The sequence below is a fragment of the Neisseria sicca genome (assembly GCF_003044565.1).
Lineage (GTDB): Bacteria > Pseudomonadota > Gammaproteobacteria > Burkholderiales > Neisseriaceae > Neisseria > Neisseria sicca_A.
Genome location: NZ_POXG01000002.1, coordinates 318,140 through 333,689, shown reverse-complemented (window position 1 = coordinate 333,689; position 15,550 = coordinate 318,140). Strand labels below are relative to the sequence as shown.

Genomic DNA, 15,550 nt, shown 5'->3' with positions numbered 1-15,550 from the left:
GATTGTCCGTTTTCAGACGACCTTTTGTTTATCGGATTTTAGGCAACGCCGTAGCGTTCGCGGTAGGCTCTGACCGGCTCGAGGAAGCCGCCGAATTCCGCGTTGTTTTGCAGGAGCGTGAACAAGTCGTTCAGGTTGGCAATGGCAACGACGGGCAGGCCGTATTGTTTTTCCACTTCCTGAACCGCAGACAATTCGCCCGTACCTTTTTCCATGCGGTCGAGCGCGATGGCGACGGCGGCAGGCGTTGCGCCTTCCGCTTCAATCAGTTTGACCGATTCGCGTACAGATGTTCCGGCAGAAATCACGTCGTCGATAATCAATACGCGACCTTTGAGCGGCGCACCGACCAACACACCGCCTTCGCCGTGGTCTTTCGCTTCTTTGCGGTTGTAGGCAAACGGCACGTTCACGCCTTTTTCCGCCAGCATCATCGCCGTCGCCGCCGCCAAAATAATGCCTTTGTAAGCCGGACCGAACAGCATATCGAATTTCACGCCGCTCTCAATAATCGCCTGCGCGTAAAACTTCGCCAGTTGCAGCGTCGATGCGCCGTCGTTAAACAGTCCGGCGTTGAAGAAATAAGGCGACTGACGGCCTGCCTTGGTCGTAAATTCACCAAATTTCAATACATTCTGCGCCAGCGCAAACTTGAGGAAATCTTGACGGAAATCGGACATTTTGCTTCTTTCGAAAGATATTGATTTATAAAGGAAGAGATTATAAAGGATTCATGAGGAAAATGCAGGTCGTCTGAAAAAGTGGGTTGATTTGATGCGTTTCCTGCTAATGAATTGTTAACTTAGTCATAATTTAGTTATATTTTGTTTGTAAATTTACTTGAATTAACTATTACATATGGGTTGGCTTATCTTTTTAGTATAAAATGTCTAAGTCATTGATTCAGGTGCATCGCAAGCACAATCAAGACTTGTTCCCGAATACAGAAACTTCGAGATTCAATTTAAAAAAGGATGATACGACATGAAAAAAGTACTTGCATTGATTTGTACAGCAACTTTGGCTGCCTGCGGAGGCGGGGGCGGCGGTGGAAATTCCACTCCTTCTTCACAATCTACGCCTAACGCAGGTCCAAGCAACCCGCCAACGTCGCAGAAGCCTGCAACTCCCCCATCAACGACAACTCCTGCAAAACCTGAGACGAGTAAAACGCCGACTACTCCTAAAACTTCTACACCCCCTAAAACGCCTACTGCTCCTAAAACTCCTGCTACTCCGGCGGTTCCTACCGCCGCACAGCAAACAGTTGGTGGTAACAGCATTGCCATTGATAATAGCAATATCAAACACATCCGCGTTGACGGTGTGGATTTCGATTTGACCCAAAGCGGCGGTGTTTCTTTGAATAATTGGAAAGGCAAAGTCCCTGGTTTTATTTCAGGAATTGCATCCGGCGAGCCGAAATCCGTACAGAAATTCTTAGTCAATACTGCTTCAGCAAACGCTACTGCCGGCGTGTTGGAAGTTAACGGCAAAAAACAAGCTTTCTTCAGCGGACACTTTACGCCTGCAGCCGAGCTGCCTAAAGGGCAAGTTCATTACAACACCAGCGTTGCCTCTATGCATAGCGGCGCAAATTACGATATTACACGCACAGAGTTGACTGCTAATTTTGACAGCAAAAAATTAACAGGCACTATCTCCCGTGATGCTCAATTTGGCGGCAACATTGCTGTTAATGCCCAAATTAGCGGCAACAAATTTGACCAATCCGGTGCGACCGAAGTCAAAGGCGGTTTCTTTGGCAAAAATGCAGCGGAAGTTGCAGGTGGATTCTCTAGCGGCAATACGGTAGGCGCATTCGTCGGCTCGAAGAAATAATCTTCCGGTAAACGGTATTGTAAATAAAGGTCGTCTGAAAACAGGTTTTCTGGTTTTCAGACGACCTTTTGCTTTGGTACGCTTTTTAATTTTTTGTATTCAGCTATTATCTGTGTCAAATGGTGACGGCGATATATGGCGGGTTGGTACCGAGATTCTCAGCTTCTATCGGATAGGTTGATTGAGAAAAGAAGAGGTATAAAAGGATTCTTGAGGAAAACCTAGGTCGTCTGAAAGGGCAGATTGTGGCAAAGTGCAAAGAAAATAAATCTCGATTTTTCAGACGACCTTTGTATCAATGTTAATCCGACAAAATAAAAACCCCGCCGGGAAGCGGGGTTTCTGGGATGTTTCGATTAAGGCTTAGCGTAGCCGTGTACGCCGTTGTATGGAGAAGGAATCCAGCCTTCATCCACTGCAGGACGCTCGCCTTGACCTTCAATTGTTTGACCCGGAGCAACTTGTTTGGTAACAACGCTACGGATTTTCACGTCAACGCGACGATCAGGCTCGATACATGCGATCAGAGCAGAACGTTTTTTGGCTTTAGATACTTTTTTGCCCAGTCTTGAAACTTCGGCTTCACAAGTAGCAGTCATTTGAGCTTGAGATTCGCCCAAGCCGGCTGCAGAGATCTTGTTGGAAGGAACACCGCGGTTAACCAGGTAGTTGGCAACTACGTTAGCACGACGCTCAGACAGGTTTTGGTTGTACTCTTCAGAACCCATGAAGTCGGTGTGACCTTCAACACGTACGGTTTGTACGTTTTCGTTGCTCAGGCGTTGAGCCAAGCTGTTCAGGTTTTCTTGAGCTTCAGGACGCAGGATGTCTTTGTCGAAGCCGAACAGGGTTTTCGCAGACAGGGAAACAGTTTCGTCAACGTATTCGGGAGCTTGTTGAACTGCGGCTACCGCTTCGCGGTCACCACATTCGACACGACCTTGGGTTTCTTTGTCGAAGTAGCTGTTTTTCCAGCACTCGCCGTAGTTGTTACGGACGACTTCTTGAGATTGGCTGCTTACGGTGTAGCCGTGTTTGGTGTGCGCTTCACTTGCCATTGCAGTGCCTGAAGCAACCAATGCAACGAACAATGCGCTTAATTTCAGCTGTTTGGTCATTTTATTCCCTCATCAAAATTGTTATGCGGCGGATACAGGAAGCAGCCGCAGCAAATTACCAATATACAGGCCGCAGCATAAAACAGCGGCAAATCGGATATATCAGTTTGCACTATAAAGAAGCATGGCACAGACTGTCAATACTCGATGCCTTGATAAAAACATGAAACTGCTTGCCTCCTAATGGTGAATCATGCCTAAAAATCAAGCTTGTGTCATTTATTTATCAGGAAATTCGGGTCTGTTTCTATTTGCAGTTGCGGAAACGCAACAAGAGTTTGCGTGCTGTAAAGACGGTTTTCATAGTTTATATGTATAGTTTTATTGAAAACAAAAACTTCCTTGCGCGTTTTTTGGATGTCCGACAAATCCGGCAAAATATGTTAAATTATGTGCCGCTTGTCGTATAAAACATACAAACACAATACAACCGGACTACCTATGAAATTACAGCAATTGCGGTATGCATTGGAGGTGTACCGCCATAATTTGAATGTGTCTGAGGCTGCGGATGCGCTCTTTACTTCGCAGCCGGGTATTTCCAAGCAAATCCGCCTTTTGGAAGAAGAACTGGGGGTGCAGATTTTTATACGCAGCGGCAAGCGTGTGGTGTCTGTTTCCCAACCGGGTAAGGCGGTGTTGGAAATTTCGGAACGGATTTTGCGAGATGTCCAAAATATTAAGAATATCGGCAGCGAGTTTACCGATCACGACAGCGGTGCTCTGACGATTGCGACGACGCATACGCAGGCACGCTATGCGCTGCCTTTGATTGTGGCGGATTTTGTGAAGCGTTATCCGAGGGTCAATTTGACGATCAAGCAAGGGAGTCCTGCGGCGATTGCGCAAATGGTCAGTAATGGCGAGGCGGATATTGCGATTGTGACGGAGCGGATTGACGATCATCCCGAATTGAGCAAGTTGACGTGTGATGAATGGAATCATGCGGTTATCGTGCCGAAAGAACATCCTTTGTTGGAATGTATGAATCCTTTAAGTATCGAGGATTTGGCTTCGTTTCCTTTGATTACTTACGAATTTGCATTTAATCAGGGTGGTAGTATTGCGCGTGCGTTTAATAAGGCGCATTTGGATAATCCTGATGTGGTGTTGTCGGCAGCGGATACGGATGTATTGAAGACTTATGTCCGATTGGGACTTGGGGTCGGGTTGATGGCAAAGATGGCATTTGATCCGGAGAAAGATTCGGATTTGGAATTGGTCGATGCGGCGCATCTGTTTGAGCCTTCGCCCATTTGGATGGCGGTGCGCTCGGATACGTATCTTCGCGGGTATACCTATGACTTTATCGAAATGTTCTCGCCGAAGCTGACGCGGGATGTGGTCGATCGTATTCTTTATACGCCGGTGGTCGAAGATTTCTCTATTTGATTTTGGGTATGGTAAGAGGTCGTCTGAAAAGCAGAAATGTTTTTCAGACGACCTTTTTTAGTGTCATTGATATTAGCCGGGTGCTTTGAAATTTATAGTGGATTAACTTTAAACCAGTACGGCGTTGCCTCGCCTTGCCGTACTATCTGTACTGTCTGCGGCTTCGTCGCCTTGTCCTGATTTAAATTTAATCCACTATAATGTGTTAAGCACAGACAAAAACGCTGGACAAAAAAACGCCTCCTGCCGGGAGCTGGCGGAGGCTATCCAAGGAGTTTTAAAAAAGTAACCCTAAAGAACTATGAAACTAGTCAGAAAGAACTATATTACTAATCTGAACGGTTTGCAAGCTCGTTGAACGGTCTTAAATTAACTTTACGTCCGAACAAGGCTTGGATTTCGGGTTGGTGGCTGATGCCGATGACGAGGGTATCGGGAAGGTTTTGCTTGAGAACTTGCATCAGCGTCAATGCAGATTCGCCGTCGAGCTGGTTGGTGGCTTCGTCGAGGAACAGGATTTGCGGTTTGTGCAGCAGCGCGCGGGCGAGGCTGAGGCGTTGCTGTTCGCCGCCGGAGAGGATGCCGTGCCATTCGTATGGTTCGTCTAAATTATCTTTCAGAGTGCGCAGCCTCCCCGTGGGACTGCCTAGTCCGACTTGCTCCAAGGTCGTCTGAATAAGTCGGTCGTCTTGGCAGGCGGGGTGGGGATAGCTGACGGTGTGGCGCAGGGTGTCGGCGGGGAGGTAGGGACGTTGGGGCAGAAAGAGGAGGCTGCCGTCGAGGGCGAAGCTGCCTTGGTAATACGGCCATAAGCCTGCGAGGGCGCGCAGCAGGGTGGATTTGCCGATGCCGCTTCTGCCTTCAAGCAATACCCATTCGGGGGCGTGGGCTTCGAGGTTGATGTCGGTGAGCAGGGGGCTGCCGGTTTGGGTGTGGACGGTGAGGTTTTGTAAGACGAGGATGCCGCTTTGGCGGTGGTTGTTTAAAGTCAGGGCGGGTGCTGGACGGGCGGCGCTTCTATCTTCATGTTCCACTTGTTCCAATGCCGTCTGAAAACCGGAGAGGCGTTCGACGACTGCCGCCCATTCGATGAGGCGGCGGTAGGAGTCGGTAAACCAGCCGAAGCTGTCTTGGACGCGGGCAAACGATGTGCGGGTCTGCATCATGTCGCCGAAGGTCATGGTTTTGGCGAGGTACATGGGCAGGGTGGCGAGGATGGGGATGAAGATGCTGATGCGCACATAGGTTGCCCAGAAGGTTTCTTGGCGGAATTCGCAGTTGGTGAGCCGCCGCCAGTTGTCGCGGATGCGGAGGTAGCGCTGTTTCAGACGGCCTGTTTCGGCTTCGCCGCCGTTGTAGAAGGCGATTTGTTCGGCGTGGTCGCGCACGCGCAGGAGGGCGGCGCGGTAGTCGGCTTCGCGGTGCTGGCGGTCGATGTTGAGTTTTTTGAGTTTGCGGCCGACGAGGTGGGCAATCAGAGTGCTGATGACGGAATAAATCAGGGCAACCCAAACAAGATAGCCGTGTATGGTGATGTCGCGCCCGCCGATATTGAAGGTCTGCACGCCGGAGAGCGTCCACAATACGGCGACGAACGCGCTGAATTTGGCAATATTATTGATGAAGGAGCGAAAGAGGCCGATGCTTTTGTCAGCAAGGAGGTAGATGTCTTCGGCGATGCGTTGGTCGGGGTTGTCGGGTTCGCCAGTCAGGCGCAGGCGGTAGTGTTTGTGGTCTTCGAGCCAGTTTTGCTGGAATTGTTCGGTCAGATGGGTGCGCCAGCGGAAGATAAGGCGTTTTTGCAGCCAGTCGCCGCAGACGATGCAGCCGATAATCATCGCCATGTAGCCGAGGTATTCGACAATGAGCGCGGGCATGGACCCGCCGTCAAACGCGGCAAGCGCGTCGTAGAAACGTTTGTCCCACGCGGCTATCCAAACGCTGATGGTGATGGAGCAAAGGGTGAAGCCGATGAGGACGGCAAGCATCAGCCATTGGATGCGCCCGTGCGCCCCTGTCCAGAAAGGGCGGGCAAGTCGGGAGAATTTTTTGAGGATGTTCATGGATGGTGTGTTGGTACAAATAGCGGGAGGTCGTCTGAAAATCTACATTGGCGGGGCAACGGTATCAGACACGCTATCCGACGCTTTTGTTTCCTGCTGGGTTTCAGACGACCGTTTGCAGATGTTCAAATGAAAATACCGATGCCGTCATGTCGGGATGGGCAGCATGGCGGCAGGACGGGAGGTCGTCTGAAAGCCGGATGGTGTTTTCAGACGACCTCGCTTTATAAAATGGCTACATCTTCCACTTGAAGTTCAAGGTTACATTGCGCGGTTGTCCGTAGAAATGTCCTTGGTAGGTAGCGCGGTGGGCGTAACTTTCGTAATAGCGTTTGTCGGTCAGGTTGTCGACTTTCAGGCTGAGCTTGGTGTGTTTGGAGGGCTCGTATTGTACGGCTGCATGCCAAACGGCGTAACCGCCCAAATATTGTTTCTCTCCGTTCACCATAATCGGGCTGGATTTGCTTTGGACGTTCACACCGCCGCCCACCGTCCATTTGCGCGCCACACCGGGCAGGCGGTACATGGTATTGAGGCGGAAGATATGTCGGGGCGTGTGCTGGCTGAAATCGACCCCGCGACCGTTGCGCTCTGCGGTACGCTCGGCAGCGGTGGAGGTATAACGCCTTTTGTTGAAGGTATAGCCCGCAAAAATCTGCCAGTCGTCGGTGATGTTGCCGGCAATTTCGGCATCAATGCCGCGGCTTTCCATGCGGACAGGCGTGTAGATGGCGCGGTCGCCGCGTACGAAGGGGCGGACATTGCCCGTTGCGGGGTCTCTACCCAACCATGTGTTTGTGGGCTGGTTGTGTTTTTCGGTTTGGAACAGGGCGATGCTGGTGTTCAGCCTGTTGTTGTTCCACGCGCCTTTCCAGCCGATTTCGTAGCTGTTGCCCATCACAGGCGACATAGACTTGCCGTTGATGTCGTAATACTCACCCGGATAAAGAAAAATGCTGGTGTAGCTAGCATATAGGTTTTGTTGCGGGGTGAGGTCGTAGGTAATGCCTGCGTAGGGGATGAAGCGGTCTTTTTTATAGTTTCTGTCGGGGTTGTTCATCCATGACAAGTGTTGGGACATCCGCCAGCGGCTGTAACTTGTACCAAGCAGGATGTGCCATTTGTCGGTGAGGTTCAGGCGGGTGGCGATGGTCGCCGTGTGAGTATTCGGGACGGTTTGACGCGTTTCGAGCATGCGTGAATTGTTCCAATCGGGTTTGGCGATTTCATCACCCGTCCAAGAAAAAACAGGATAGTTGCCATCTTTCAAGGGTGTGCCTCGGCACATATTGATAAATTTACAAAAAATGCTAGCAAAAAATGCTAGCAAAAAATGCTAGAATAAGCCTTTGATTTTATCAGAGGCTTTTTTGTGAAAAAATTTATTATTTATTCATTGACCACTTTGGCATTATTGTCAGGCTGTACCACCATCAAACCTGTGTTAGATACCTTATCTATGAAGCAAATTCACAGCGCAAATTATGGTGCTTATCCAAGCAATTACCAATCTAGCGTTAGACAACATTTGCAAAGAAATTTGTTAGATTATGACAGCGCAAAAATTGAATTTTACATGAAACCTGTCAAAGTATTTTATACAACTGCGTTATCGTTTGATGGTTTTCATTCCGCATTTAAAAGCTCACACAAGGGTAAAGGCTGGTCAGGTTTTCCAGTGTATTTTGCTTGCGTGAATGTCAATGCTAAAAATACATATGGCGGTTACACAGGCTGGCAAACTTATGAATATTACTTTCAAGGTGATACATGGTATACAACTGGTTCATCTGGTTCAAGCTATACCTGCACGCATGCCGCTCAGAGTAAAGATATTTATGTTATCAATAGTGCCACTAATGAGTTAAAAATCGTGCCGTAAGTGCGTTGAGTGTAAAAATGCCCAAAACTTTGTGCTTTATGCATACCTGTCGCACCGCGCACGACTTCGATGCGGTCGTAAAGTGCGGTATCGGTCAGCTGTTTGGTATCGTGCGGATTGTTGCCGCACATGGTGCAGACAGTCGAATTGACACCGTCTTCGCTGATCTGCGCGATGTCGAAGCCTCTGGATTGAAAGCGGGTTTGGAAACCCTGTTTGTAAATATTCAGCCCCGTTGTGGTTTTCAACGCCTCTTCCAGCGTGGTCGCACCCGAATCATCCATCTGTTTGCGCGTAATGACGCTGACGGATTGCGGCGTGTCTTTGGGGGAGATCGGCAGGCCGGTGGCGGTGGACATGACCGGCACGGTATAACTGTCGCGCGAAGCAGTACGGCTTTGTCCGGTTACGTTAACGGTGGGCAGGTCAACATGTTCCGTCTGTTCGGCGGTTTGGGCGGAAAGTTGCAGCGGGACGACGGCAAGCAGATAGGCATAACGAATCGGATGGTTCATCGCAGCTCCTTCAGGTGGGAGTTAAGAGGTTTTTATGGGAAAGAGGGTCGTCTGAAAACTCAAACGGCAGTTTTCAGATGACCTCTTACTTTTACAACAACGGCAACCGTTTCCTGTCTGTCAGGAGCAGGTCGGATAGATTGCCGAATATGATTTGGTTATTGTTTTTTTTAATTTTGCTACCGCAGACGGACTACATCTTCCATTTCAGGCTGAACACGGCGTTGCGCGGTTCGCCGTAGAAGTTGCCGCTGTTGGCGGCACGGCTGTATTGGTTTTCGTAGTAGCGTTTGTCGGTCAGGTTGTTGACCGCCAGTCCCAGTTGCAGGTTTTTGCTTGGGCGGTATTGGACGTTGGTATTCCAAACCGTGTAGCCGCCTTGCTTGATGGAGCCGTAGGAATTGGCGGTTTTGCTGCTGCTCTTTACCCCCAGACCGACCGTCCATTTGCTGTCATCCACCGGCAGGATATAGCTGGTGTAGAGGCGGAACATATGTTTCGGCGTATGGCTGCTGAAGTTGTAGCCTTTTCGGCGCGATTCAACATTGTCCCCGACGCTGTTGCGGTTGGTGCTGTGGTTGAAGGTGTAGCCTGCGTAAACCTGCCAACCGTCGGTCAGGCTGCCGGAAATTTCAGCGTCCAAACCGCGGCTGCTTTGATCCAACGGTTCCCAATAAGGGTGCGGACGGGCATTGACGCGCTGGTTGTTGTTGTCCTTGTCGGTGCGGTAGAGCGCGACGGAAGTATTCAGACGGCCTTCGTTCCATTCGCCTTTCCAGCCGATTTCGTAGTTACGCCCCATAATCGGCGGCAGCAGGTTGTCGTTGTAGTCGCGGTTCATCGTTTGTTTAAAGATAGATGTATAGGCGGCGTAAACGCTTTGCTTAGGCGTGATGTCGTAAGTGATGCCGGCATAGGGGATGAAGCGGTTGCGTTTGAGCGCGTAATACGTGCCTTCCGAGCTGTCTTTGAGGTTTCTGTCCCAGTAGAGGTTGCGGTGCCAGTTGGTGTAGCGTCCGCCGACGATGACGTGCAGTTTGTCGGTAGGATTGATGCGCGCGCCCAAACCGAAGGCATGGGTGCGGTAGCTGCCGTTGCCGCCGCGTGACTTGGCGGTAGCGTCGTCCCAATCGGGTTTGGCTTTTTCGCTGCCGTTGAATGCATCTGCGTTATAGGTGCTGCCATCGTCGAACCAACGGTTGCCCGTACTCATCTTCTCTCTGGAATAGCTGTGCATGAAGAAGAGGTCGTGGCTTTGACCGAAGGCGAAGATGCGACCGGTCAGGTTGTTTTGAAAAGTAAACTGGCGGCTGTCCGTGTCGTAACGGTCGAAGCTGTAAGTTTTGCCCAAACCGTCCACGCCTATGCCGTTGCCCGTACCGCCCAGCGTGTAATATTCTTTTGAATTGTCGCTTTTGCGCCAGTCCAGCTTGCTGCTCAGTTTCCAGTTGTCGTTGAAATAATGTTCAAACTCGGCAAAGAGGTTGTGTTTTTTCAGACGAGCTTCGTTCCAATCTGCGCCGAGATAGCGGCTGCGTTTCCATTCTTTGCCGTCTGCGCGCATGGGCAGGCCGTCGGGGTCGGGCGTTTTGGTTTGGTTGAGATAGCTCGCGCCCCAAGTGAGCTTGCTGTTGTCGCCGATGTCTTTGTCCATCACGCCGTAAAGCAGGATGTCACGTCCGCCGGACTGGTCTTGGAAGGTTTTGTTGCCGCCAACCGAGCCGACAAAGCGTCCGCGCAGGCCGTGTTCAGGGCTTAAAGCGCCCGACGCGTCAAACGTGCCGCCCACTCTGCCCCATGTGTTGACCGTCAAATCGGCGGAAAGCTGGCGTTTGGAGGTCGGTTTCTTACGGACGGCGTTAATCGTGCCGCCCGGTTCGTTGTTTGCCTGCGTCAGCCCGGCTGCGCCCCGTACCACTTCGATGCGGTCGTACATCGCTATATCGGTTACGCTGGTCGGGTCGCCGGACGGACCGCCCAAGCCAAATCCGCCGGGCGAACCGATTTGAGTGGCAATGCCGTCTTCTTCAAGTTGCTCGATAAAATAGCCGCGCGACATGAAATGCGTGCGCCCGCCGCTTTTGAAGACGTTGACGCCCGTAGCGTTTTGCAACGCGCCTTCGAGGCTGGTCACGCCTTGATCTTCAAGTTGTTTTTTGGTGATGACGCTGACGGATTGGGGAATTTCCCTCGGAGAAAGCACCAATCCCGTAGTCGAGCGCATCGCGGATACGGTGTAGCTGTTTTGATTTTCGGTACGCAGGCTGCGGTTTTTGCCGACCACATTGACCTGCTTTAATTCGACCTGCTGCACTTCTTCAGAGGCGTGAACGGCTTGCGGCAGCGCGGCAAGGCAGAACGCCAAGGTGCTGAGTTTGAAAAGTTTCTCTTTGTTTGTATTGTTCATTTGATTGATTCCAGATAAAGCTGTTGTCGTAAAATGTTTATTTTTATTTGATATTTATAACCATAAAAACTATAAATATTCAAAGTATTATGTTTTTCAGACGACCTTCTTCAGATAAAACGAATAAAATTTATCAAACCCTTGCGGATAAAAAAATGTTGCCGCCGGGCGGGGTACCCAATGGCAACTACTTATCCAAGGTTGCAAAGATAGATATAAGGAACTAGCTGAAAAATAGTTATTAAGAACTATACTCTAACGGTAAAAATTGGCAATCGTTTTTTTCAGACGGCCTCACGTTTTTTCACACATCTTGCCATAAGTCAAAATTCTGGTCGGCAATAAAATACCCCTTCTTCTGTTTAGCGGAAGAAGGGGTATCTGCGTATCAGTCAGTTTTAGCTTCATTTTCTTGCGAACCGTGACAAGGCGGATTGCCGTGTGGCTAGGCAGGTCGTCTGAAAATCGGTCAACGTCTGTTCTGCATCATTATCTTTTGTGTATCCTCTATCCAATGGATTCATAAAGCTAAAGGTCGTCTGAAAACGGTTTTCAGACGACCTTTGGGTTATTTGCGGTTGGGATTGATCCATTGCCATTGTTCGCGCAGGGTGTTTTCGAGCGCTTTTTGTTTTTCCTGCGGGCTGTTGAGGCCGTCGGTCAGGCGGTTGTAGTCGATGGTGATGGACGGGTTTTGCACCGTGCCTCTGATTTTGAGCGGAATGGGTTTGTTTTGCGGGTTCAGAGCATTGCGGATGAGCAGGTCTTCCGATAGCTCTTGGGTGCTGAGGTTGGTGTAGCCGCTGCTGACAACGTTCAGGCTGTCGGAAAAGAGTTCGGTGTTGACGTGTCGGCTGATGCCTTTGTCGATTTCGCTGTTGAGGACGAAATGGTGGAAAGGGGTTTTGGGCGGCGGGGTTTGGTTGGTGTTGTCTTTGCTGATGATGCCGTTTTTGAGGATGTTGTCCATGTCGATGCCGTGCCATGCGCCTTCGGAGATGTTGAGGGTCAACATACCGTTGAGGTTTTTGAGCAGTTGTTCGCGGTTGTTGCCTTTGGCAGTCAGGTCGATGACAGCGTTGCCGTTGCCGCTGAAGCTGTGGAAGCCGAACAGGTCTTGCAGCAAGGGTTGGATTTGTACGCTTTCTGCGTTTTGTTGGAGGTGGTAGGAGAGGGGATTGGTGTTGGCTATGCTGATGCCGCCCTCGGTACGGCCTCCGTAGAGTCCGGCTTTGAAGTTGCTCAGAGTGATATGTTCGTTATTGGCGGTCAGCCGGGTTTCGACATTGTCCAATTGGAAGCCGGGCGTTTGGATATTGTTGACCTTGATGCTGGCTTCGATATCGGGAGTGTTGTCATGGTTGAGGAATTTCGGGTAGGGGGCGTCTGAACCGGCTTGAAAGTCTTCCAGGTAGGGGGTGAGGTTGAGTTTTTGCAGGGCGACGCCTGCTTCGAGTTTGGGTTTTTGCTCGGCTTGGGTTTGGTATTTTAAGCTCAAGGCAAAAGGTTGGCGGTCGAACGTGCCTTTGAAGCTGCCTTGCCAGTTGCCGGAATCGGTCAGGTTGAAATTGCCGTCGAGCATGCTGATAAAGCGCGGTTGGGGCAGTCGGTTGACGGTGTCTTGCAGGGTGGTAATGCGCACGTTGTCGGATTGTAAACCGGTTTTTTTCTGCCACAACATGGGGCCGCTGACGGTAAAGCTGGTTTGGTGCAGTTGGTTTTTGTATCTGCCGTTGAGCTCGAAGCTGTCAAGAGTAATGACACTCGGACGCAGATTGGTTTTGTCGAGTTTGAAGGAGCCGTCCCATTGGCTGTCGGGCGAGCCTGCGGTAAAGGCTCCGCTGACGGTATTGAGGTTGAGATGGTTGTCTTTGAAGATGAGCAGGGGCGCTTGGGCGGTCAGGTGGAGGTTGCGTTGAACGCTTTCTGCACGTAGGTTGATATTGCTGACTTGCAGGGTGTGGTTTTGAGTTTGCCAATCTAAGGCGCTGGTCATGTTGATTTTTACTGTGTCTTGGTCACGGCGGCTTTGCGCTTCAAAGCTCAGCTCGGGAATGCTCCAGTTTGCTGCGTTGGTTTTAAGCAGGCCGTTGCCGTTCCATTCGAGTGGGAACTGAGGGTTGCGGATGTTGCCGTTGATTTTGAAGCGGCGGCCGTTGGAATCTTCCGAACGGAGGTTGAGACCGAAGCCTTCGATGGTGTACGGTGTGTTGTCGAGTCTTAGGCGCAGGGTGCTGTTTTCTACGACGAGGCGGTTGAGGGTGGCTGCGTTGCGGGGCTGCTGCCAAAGGTCTTGCAGGCTCCATTTGCCGTTTTCGGCGCGTTCGATTGAAACATCTGCGCCTTTAAGCACCCATTTTTCGATAATGGGTGAGTCGTTCCACAGGCTGCTCCAGCCGATTCCGATGTTGGTCTCTTTAATATGGATGGCGGCTTGCGTGCTGTTGGGGTAGGAGATGACGACGTTTTTGAGGGTAAGGGTAGGGCGGGGGAACCAACTGCGCTGGATTTCGGGGCTGAAGCGGATGGTGCGTTGGGTTGATTGCAGGGCGGATTGGGTAAGGGTTTCGATGCGTTTGGGTGTGAAGAAGTTGTAAACCGATGCGTACAGTCCGGCTGCGGCAATGATGACCGCTGTGAGGCTGAAGACGAAGAATTTCAGCCAGAATTTTCCGGAGTTTGGCAGAAGGTTCATGGGTACAAATAAAGATTAAAGAGTAAAAGTATAACACATGCCCTTGGGATGGTTGGCGCGGTGGGACAGAGGGTTGCGAATGGGGCTGAGTGGTGGGATACGGATTTCAGACGACCCGATATCTGACCATGTTGTTTGGATATGAAGGCAGACGGTTGGTGCGCGCACCTTTGTGTTGAGGTATCGTTTTGATAAAACATGGCTATATAATGCAGGTTCTATTGGTTTGAGGAGGGTGTCGATGATTATCGTAATGCGCAAATGGTCGAACGAGGAGTCTGTCCAACGGGTGGTGGATACGATTCGCAGCCGCGGTTTGCGGGAACATATTTCGCGTGGTGAAGAAAGGACGATTATCGGCGCGCTGGGCGACGAGCGGGTCTTCCATTCCAATGAATTGGCGCGGCTGCCCGATGTGGAGCGCGTGTTCCGGGTTCTGAACGATTGGAAAATCATCAGTCGGGAGGAGCAGCCTGAAGACAGCAAGATTTCGATACGGGGTGTGCTGTTTGGCGGCGAGAAGGTTTTGGATATTACGGCGGATATCAATCGGATTGGAGATGCGGATGCGGGTTTTGTCGATCCGTTTTATCTGTCGGCACGACCTTATGCGGAAATGGACAACGGGAGCGAAAAGGCAAGAATCCAACTGATGCAGCAGGATATTCGGCGGCTTCATGAGCAGGGAAAACCGATTTTGGTGCGTATCCGCGATGTGCGTCAGATTGATGAGGCTTTGAACGCGCAGGCAGACGTTTTGTATTTGGGCGGAGAGCTGATGGGGAATCGGGTCTTGTTGGATGAAGTGGGTCGTCTGAATACGCCGGTAGTGTTGTGTAAAGATAAGCATCATCGTGTCGATGATTGGCTGGCGGCTGCCGAACACATCGCTTTGCGCGGCAATCACCATATTATCTTGGGCGAGGCGGGGACTTTGAGTTTCGAGCCGGAACATGCTTATCGTTTGGATGTGGATGCGATTGTCAGGGTGCGGCAAACCTGCCATCTGCCGGTGATTGCGAACATCACGCGGTTGTGGCACAACGATATGCCGCAACATATCTTGTATCGGTTGGCGCAGGCTGCCGGTGTAAATGGGATTGTCGGTTCCGGGGTGGATTGATATTTCAGTTTTTTGCTGAATTTTGGTATAAAATGCCGTTGCAAGAAGTGGGCGTATATCTGCCTTATGTTGTTATCAATTCTTCAAGGCAGTTTTTGAAGCCGGATAATAGGATTGTAGATATACCCTATCTTTCAGCGGGATCTGTATGGCGTTTGCGATATTTATTGTGCTTAATCGGGCGTCAGGGCTGAGTTATCAAAACCGTAGATAAAAAAAACCATTCATACCAAGGGAGAAGTATGAATGGCCAATACATTGCGGGAAAACGTCTTACTTGCTGCACCGCCCAAAAGGGATAAAAGAGCGGTGTGTGTCAGCAATTTGAATTCTACCAGCATTAGTATTAAATGCTGTTAAGAAGTGAAATCTTTTGAATAAATTGCGCGAAAACCCCGATAGACGTTAATTTATCGAGATAAACGGTATTAAATTCGTTGAATTTTAAATTTCATATGTCATATTTTTACAACAGCCATTTTAGAAGGTCGTCTGAAAAGCTATTTTCAGACG

At 50.3% G+C, this 15,550-nt stretch carries 13 protein-coding genes; 6 read left to right on the top strand and 7 right to left on the bottom strand.

The genetic code is table 11. The features are described from left to right. Positions 1-38 precede the first annotated feature (38 nt). On the bottom strand, positions 39-680 hold the full coding sequence (gene pyrE / locus DBZ16_RS06165; RefSeq protein WP_003741470.1) for an orotate phosphoribosyltransferase: 642 nt from the start codon (positions 678-680) through the stop codon (positions 39-41). Between the two features lie 304 nt (positions 681-984). Between pyrE and DBZ16_RS16350 the strand changes: the two genes are divergently transcribed. Then, complete coding sequence (locus tag DBZ16_RS16350) at positions 985-1,842, top strand: transferrin-binding protein-like solute binding protein (RefSeq protein ID WP_240600256.1); 858 nt, start codon at positions 985-987, stop codon at positions 1,840-1,842. A 356-nt stretch (positions 1,843-2,198) separates the two neighbouring features. Here DBZ16_RS16350 and DBZ16_RS06155 read toward each other — a convergent pair whose 3' ends face one another. Beyond that, entirely contained in the window at positions 2,199-2,960 is a 762-nt protein-coding gene (locus DBZ16_RS06155; RefSeq protein ID WP_070512409.1) for an OmpA family protein, read from the bottom strand. 441 nt (positions 2,961-3,401) lie between these two features. Between DBZ16_RS06155 and DBZ16_RS06145 the strand changes: the two genes are divergently transcribed. Then, positions 3,402-4,352, top strand: coding sequence for a CysB family HTH-type transcriptional regulator (locus DBZ16_RS06145; protein WP_107813331.1), 951 nt, complete (start codon positions 3,402-3,404; stop codon positions 4,350-4,352). 329 nt (positions 4,353-4,681) lie between these two features. On the opposite strand, the gene DBZ16_RS06140 is transcribed toward DBZ16_RS06145, so the two are convergent. Then, positions 4,682-6,415, bottom strand: coding sequence for an ABC transporter ATP-binding protein/permease (locus DBZ16_RS06140; protein WP_107813330.1), 1,734 nt, complete (start codon positions 6,413-6,415; stop codon positions 4,682-4,684). On the opposite strand from DBZ16_RS06140, the gene DBZ16_RS16510 reads away from it, so the two are divergent. Both DBZ16_RS16510 and DBZ16_RS16505 read left to right on the top strand, forming a co-directional pair. Beyond that, positions 6,414-6,548: a hypothetical protein gene (locus DBZ16_RS16510; RefSeq protein ID WP_276308302.1), complete on the top strand. Its 135-nt coding sequence runs from the start codon at positions 6,414-6,416 to the stop codon at positions 6,546-6,548. The genes DBZ16_RS06140 and DBZ16_RS16510 overlap by 2 nt on opposite strands. After that, the gene (locus DBZ16_RS16505; protein WP_276308301.1) at positions 6,545-6,667 is read left to right on the top strand and encodes a hypothetical protein; all 123 of its coding nucleotides are present in this window, start codon (positions 6,545-6,547) and stop codon (positions 6,665-6,667) included. Before DBZ16_RS16510 ends, DBZ16_RS16505 begins: the two co-directional genes overlap by 4 nt. Here the strand turns inward: DBZ16_RS16505 and DBZ16_RS06135 are convergent. Then, positions 6,651-7,685, bottom strand: a complete 1,035-nt coding sequence (locus tag DBZ16_RS06135) for a TonB-dependent siderophore receptor (protein WP_240600254.1) — start codon at positions 7,683-7,685, stop codon at positions 6,651-6,653. The two genes, DBZ16_RS16505 and DBZ16_RS06135, sit on opposite strands and share 17 nt — an antisense overlap. Before the next feature lie 102 nt (positions 7,686-7,787). Between DBZ16_RS06135 and DBZ16_RS14905 the strand changes: the two genes are divergently transcribed. Continuing rightward, a complete protein-coding gene (locus DBZ16_RS14905; RefSeq protein WP_159070307.1) occupies positions 7,788-8,297 on the top strand; it encodes a hypothetical protein in 510 nt (169 codons plus the stop codon). Here DBZ16_RS14905 and DBZ16_RS06130 read toward each other — a convergent pair. From DBZ16_RS06130 to DBZ16_RS06120, 3 genes are all read right to left on the bottom strand, one after another. After that, the gene (locus DBZ16_RS06130) at positions 8,252-8,812 is read right to left on the bottom strand and encodes a TonB-dependent receptor plug domain-containing protein (protein ID WP_240600251.1); all 561 of its coding nucleotides are present in this window, start codon (positions 8,810-8,812) and stop codon (positions 8,252-8,254) included. The two genes, DBZ16_RS14905 and DBZ16_RS06130, sit on opposite strands and share 46 nt — an antisense overlap. Before the next feature lie 193 nt (positions 8,813-9,005). After that, positions 9,006-11,219, bottom strand: a complete 2,214-nt coding sequence (locus DBZ16_RS06125) for a TonB-dependent siderophore receptor (protein ID WP_107813329.1) — start codon at positions 11,217-11,219, stop codon at positions 9,006-9,008. A gap of 568 nt (positions 11,220-11,787) precedes the next feature. Next, a complete protein-coding gene (locus DBZ16_RS06120; protein WP_107813328.1) occupies positions 11,788-13,914 on the bottom strand; it encodes an AsmA family protein in 2,127 nt (708 codons plus the stop codon). A gap of 241 nt (positions 13,915-14,155) precedes the next feature. On the opposite strand from DBZ16_RS06120, the gene DBZ16_RS06115 reads away from it, so the two are divergent. After that, on the top strand, positions 14,156-15,037 hold the full coding sequence (locus DBZ16_RS06115) for a chorismate mutase (protein ID WP_107813327.1): 882 nt from the start codon (positions 14,156-14,158) through the stop codon (positions 15,035-15,037). Positions 15,038-15,550: the final 513 nt, after the last annotated feature.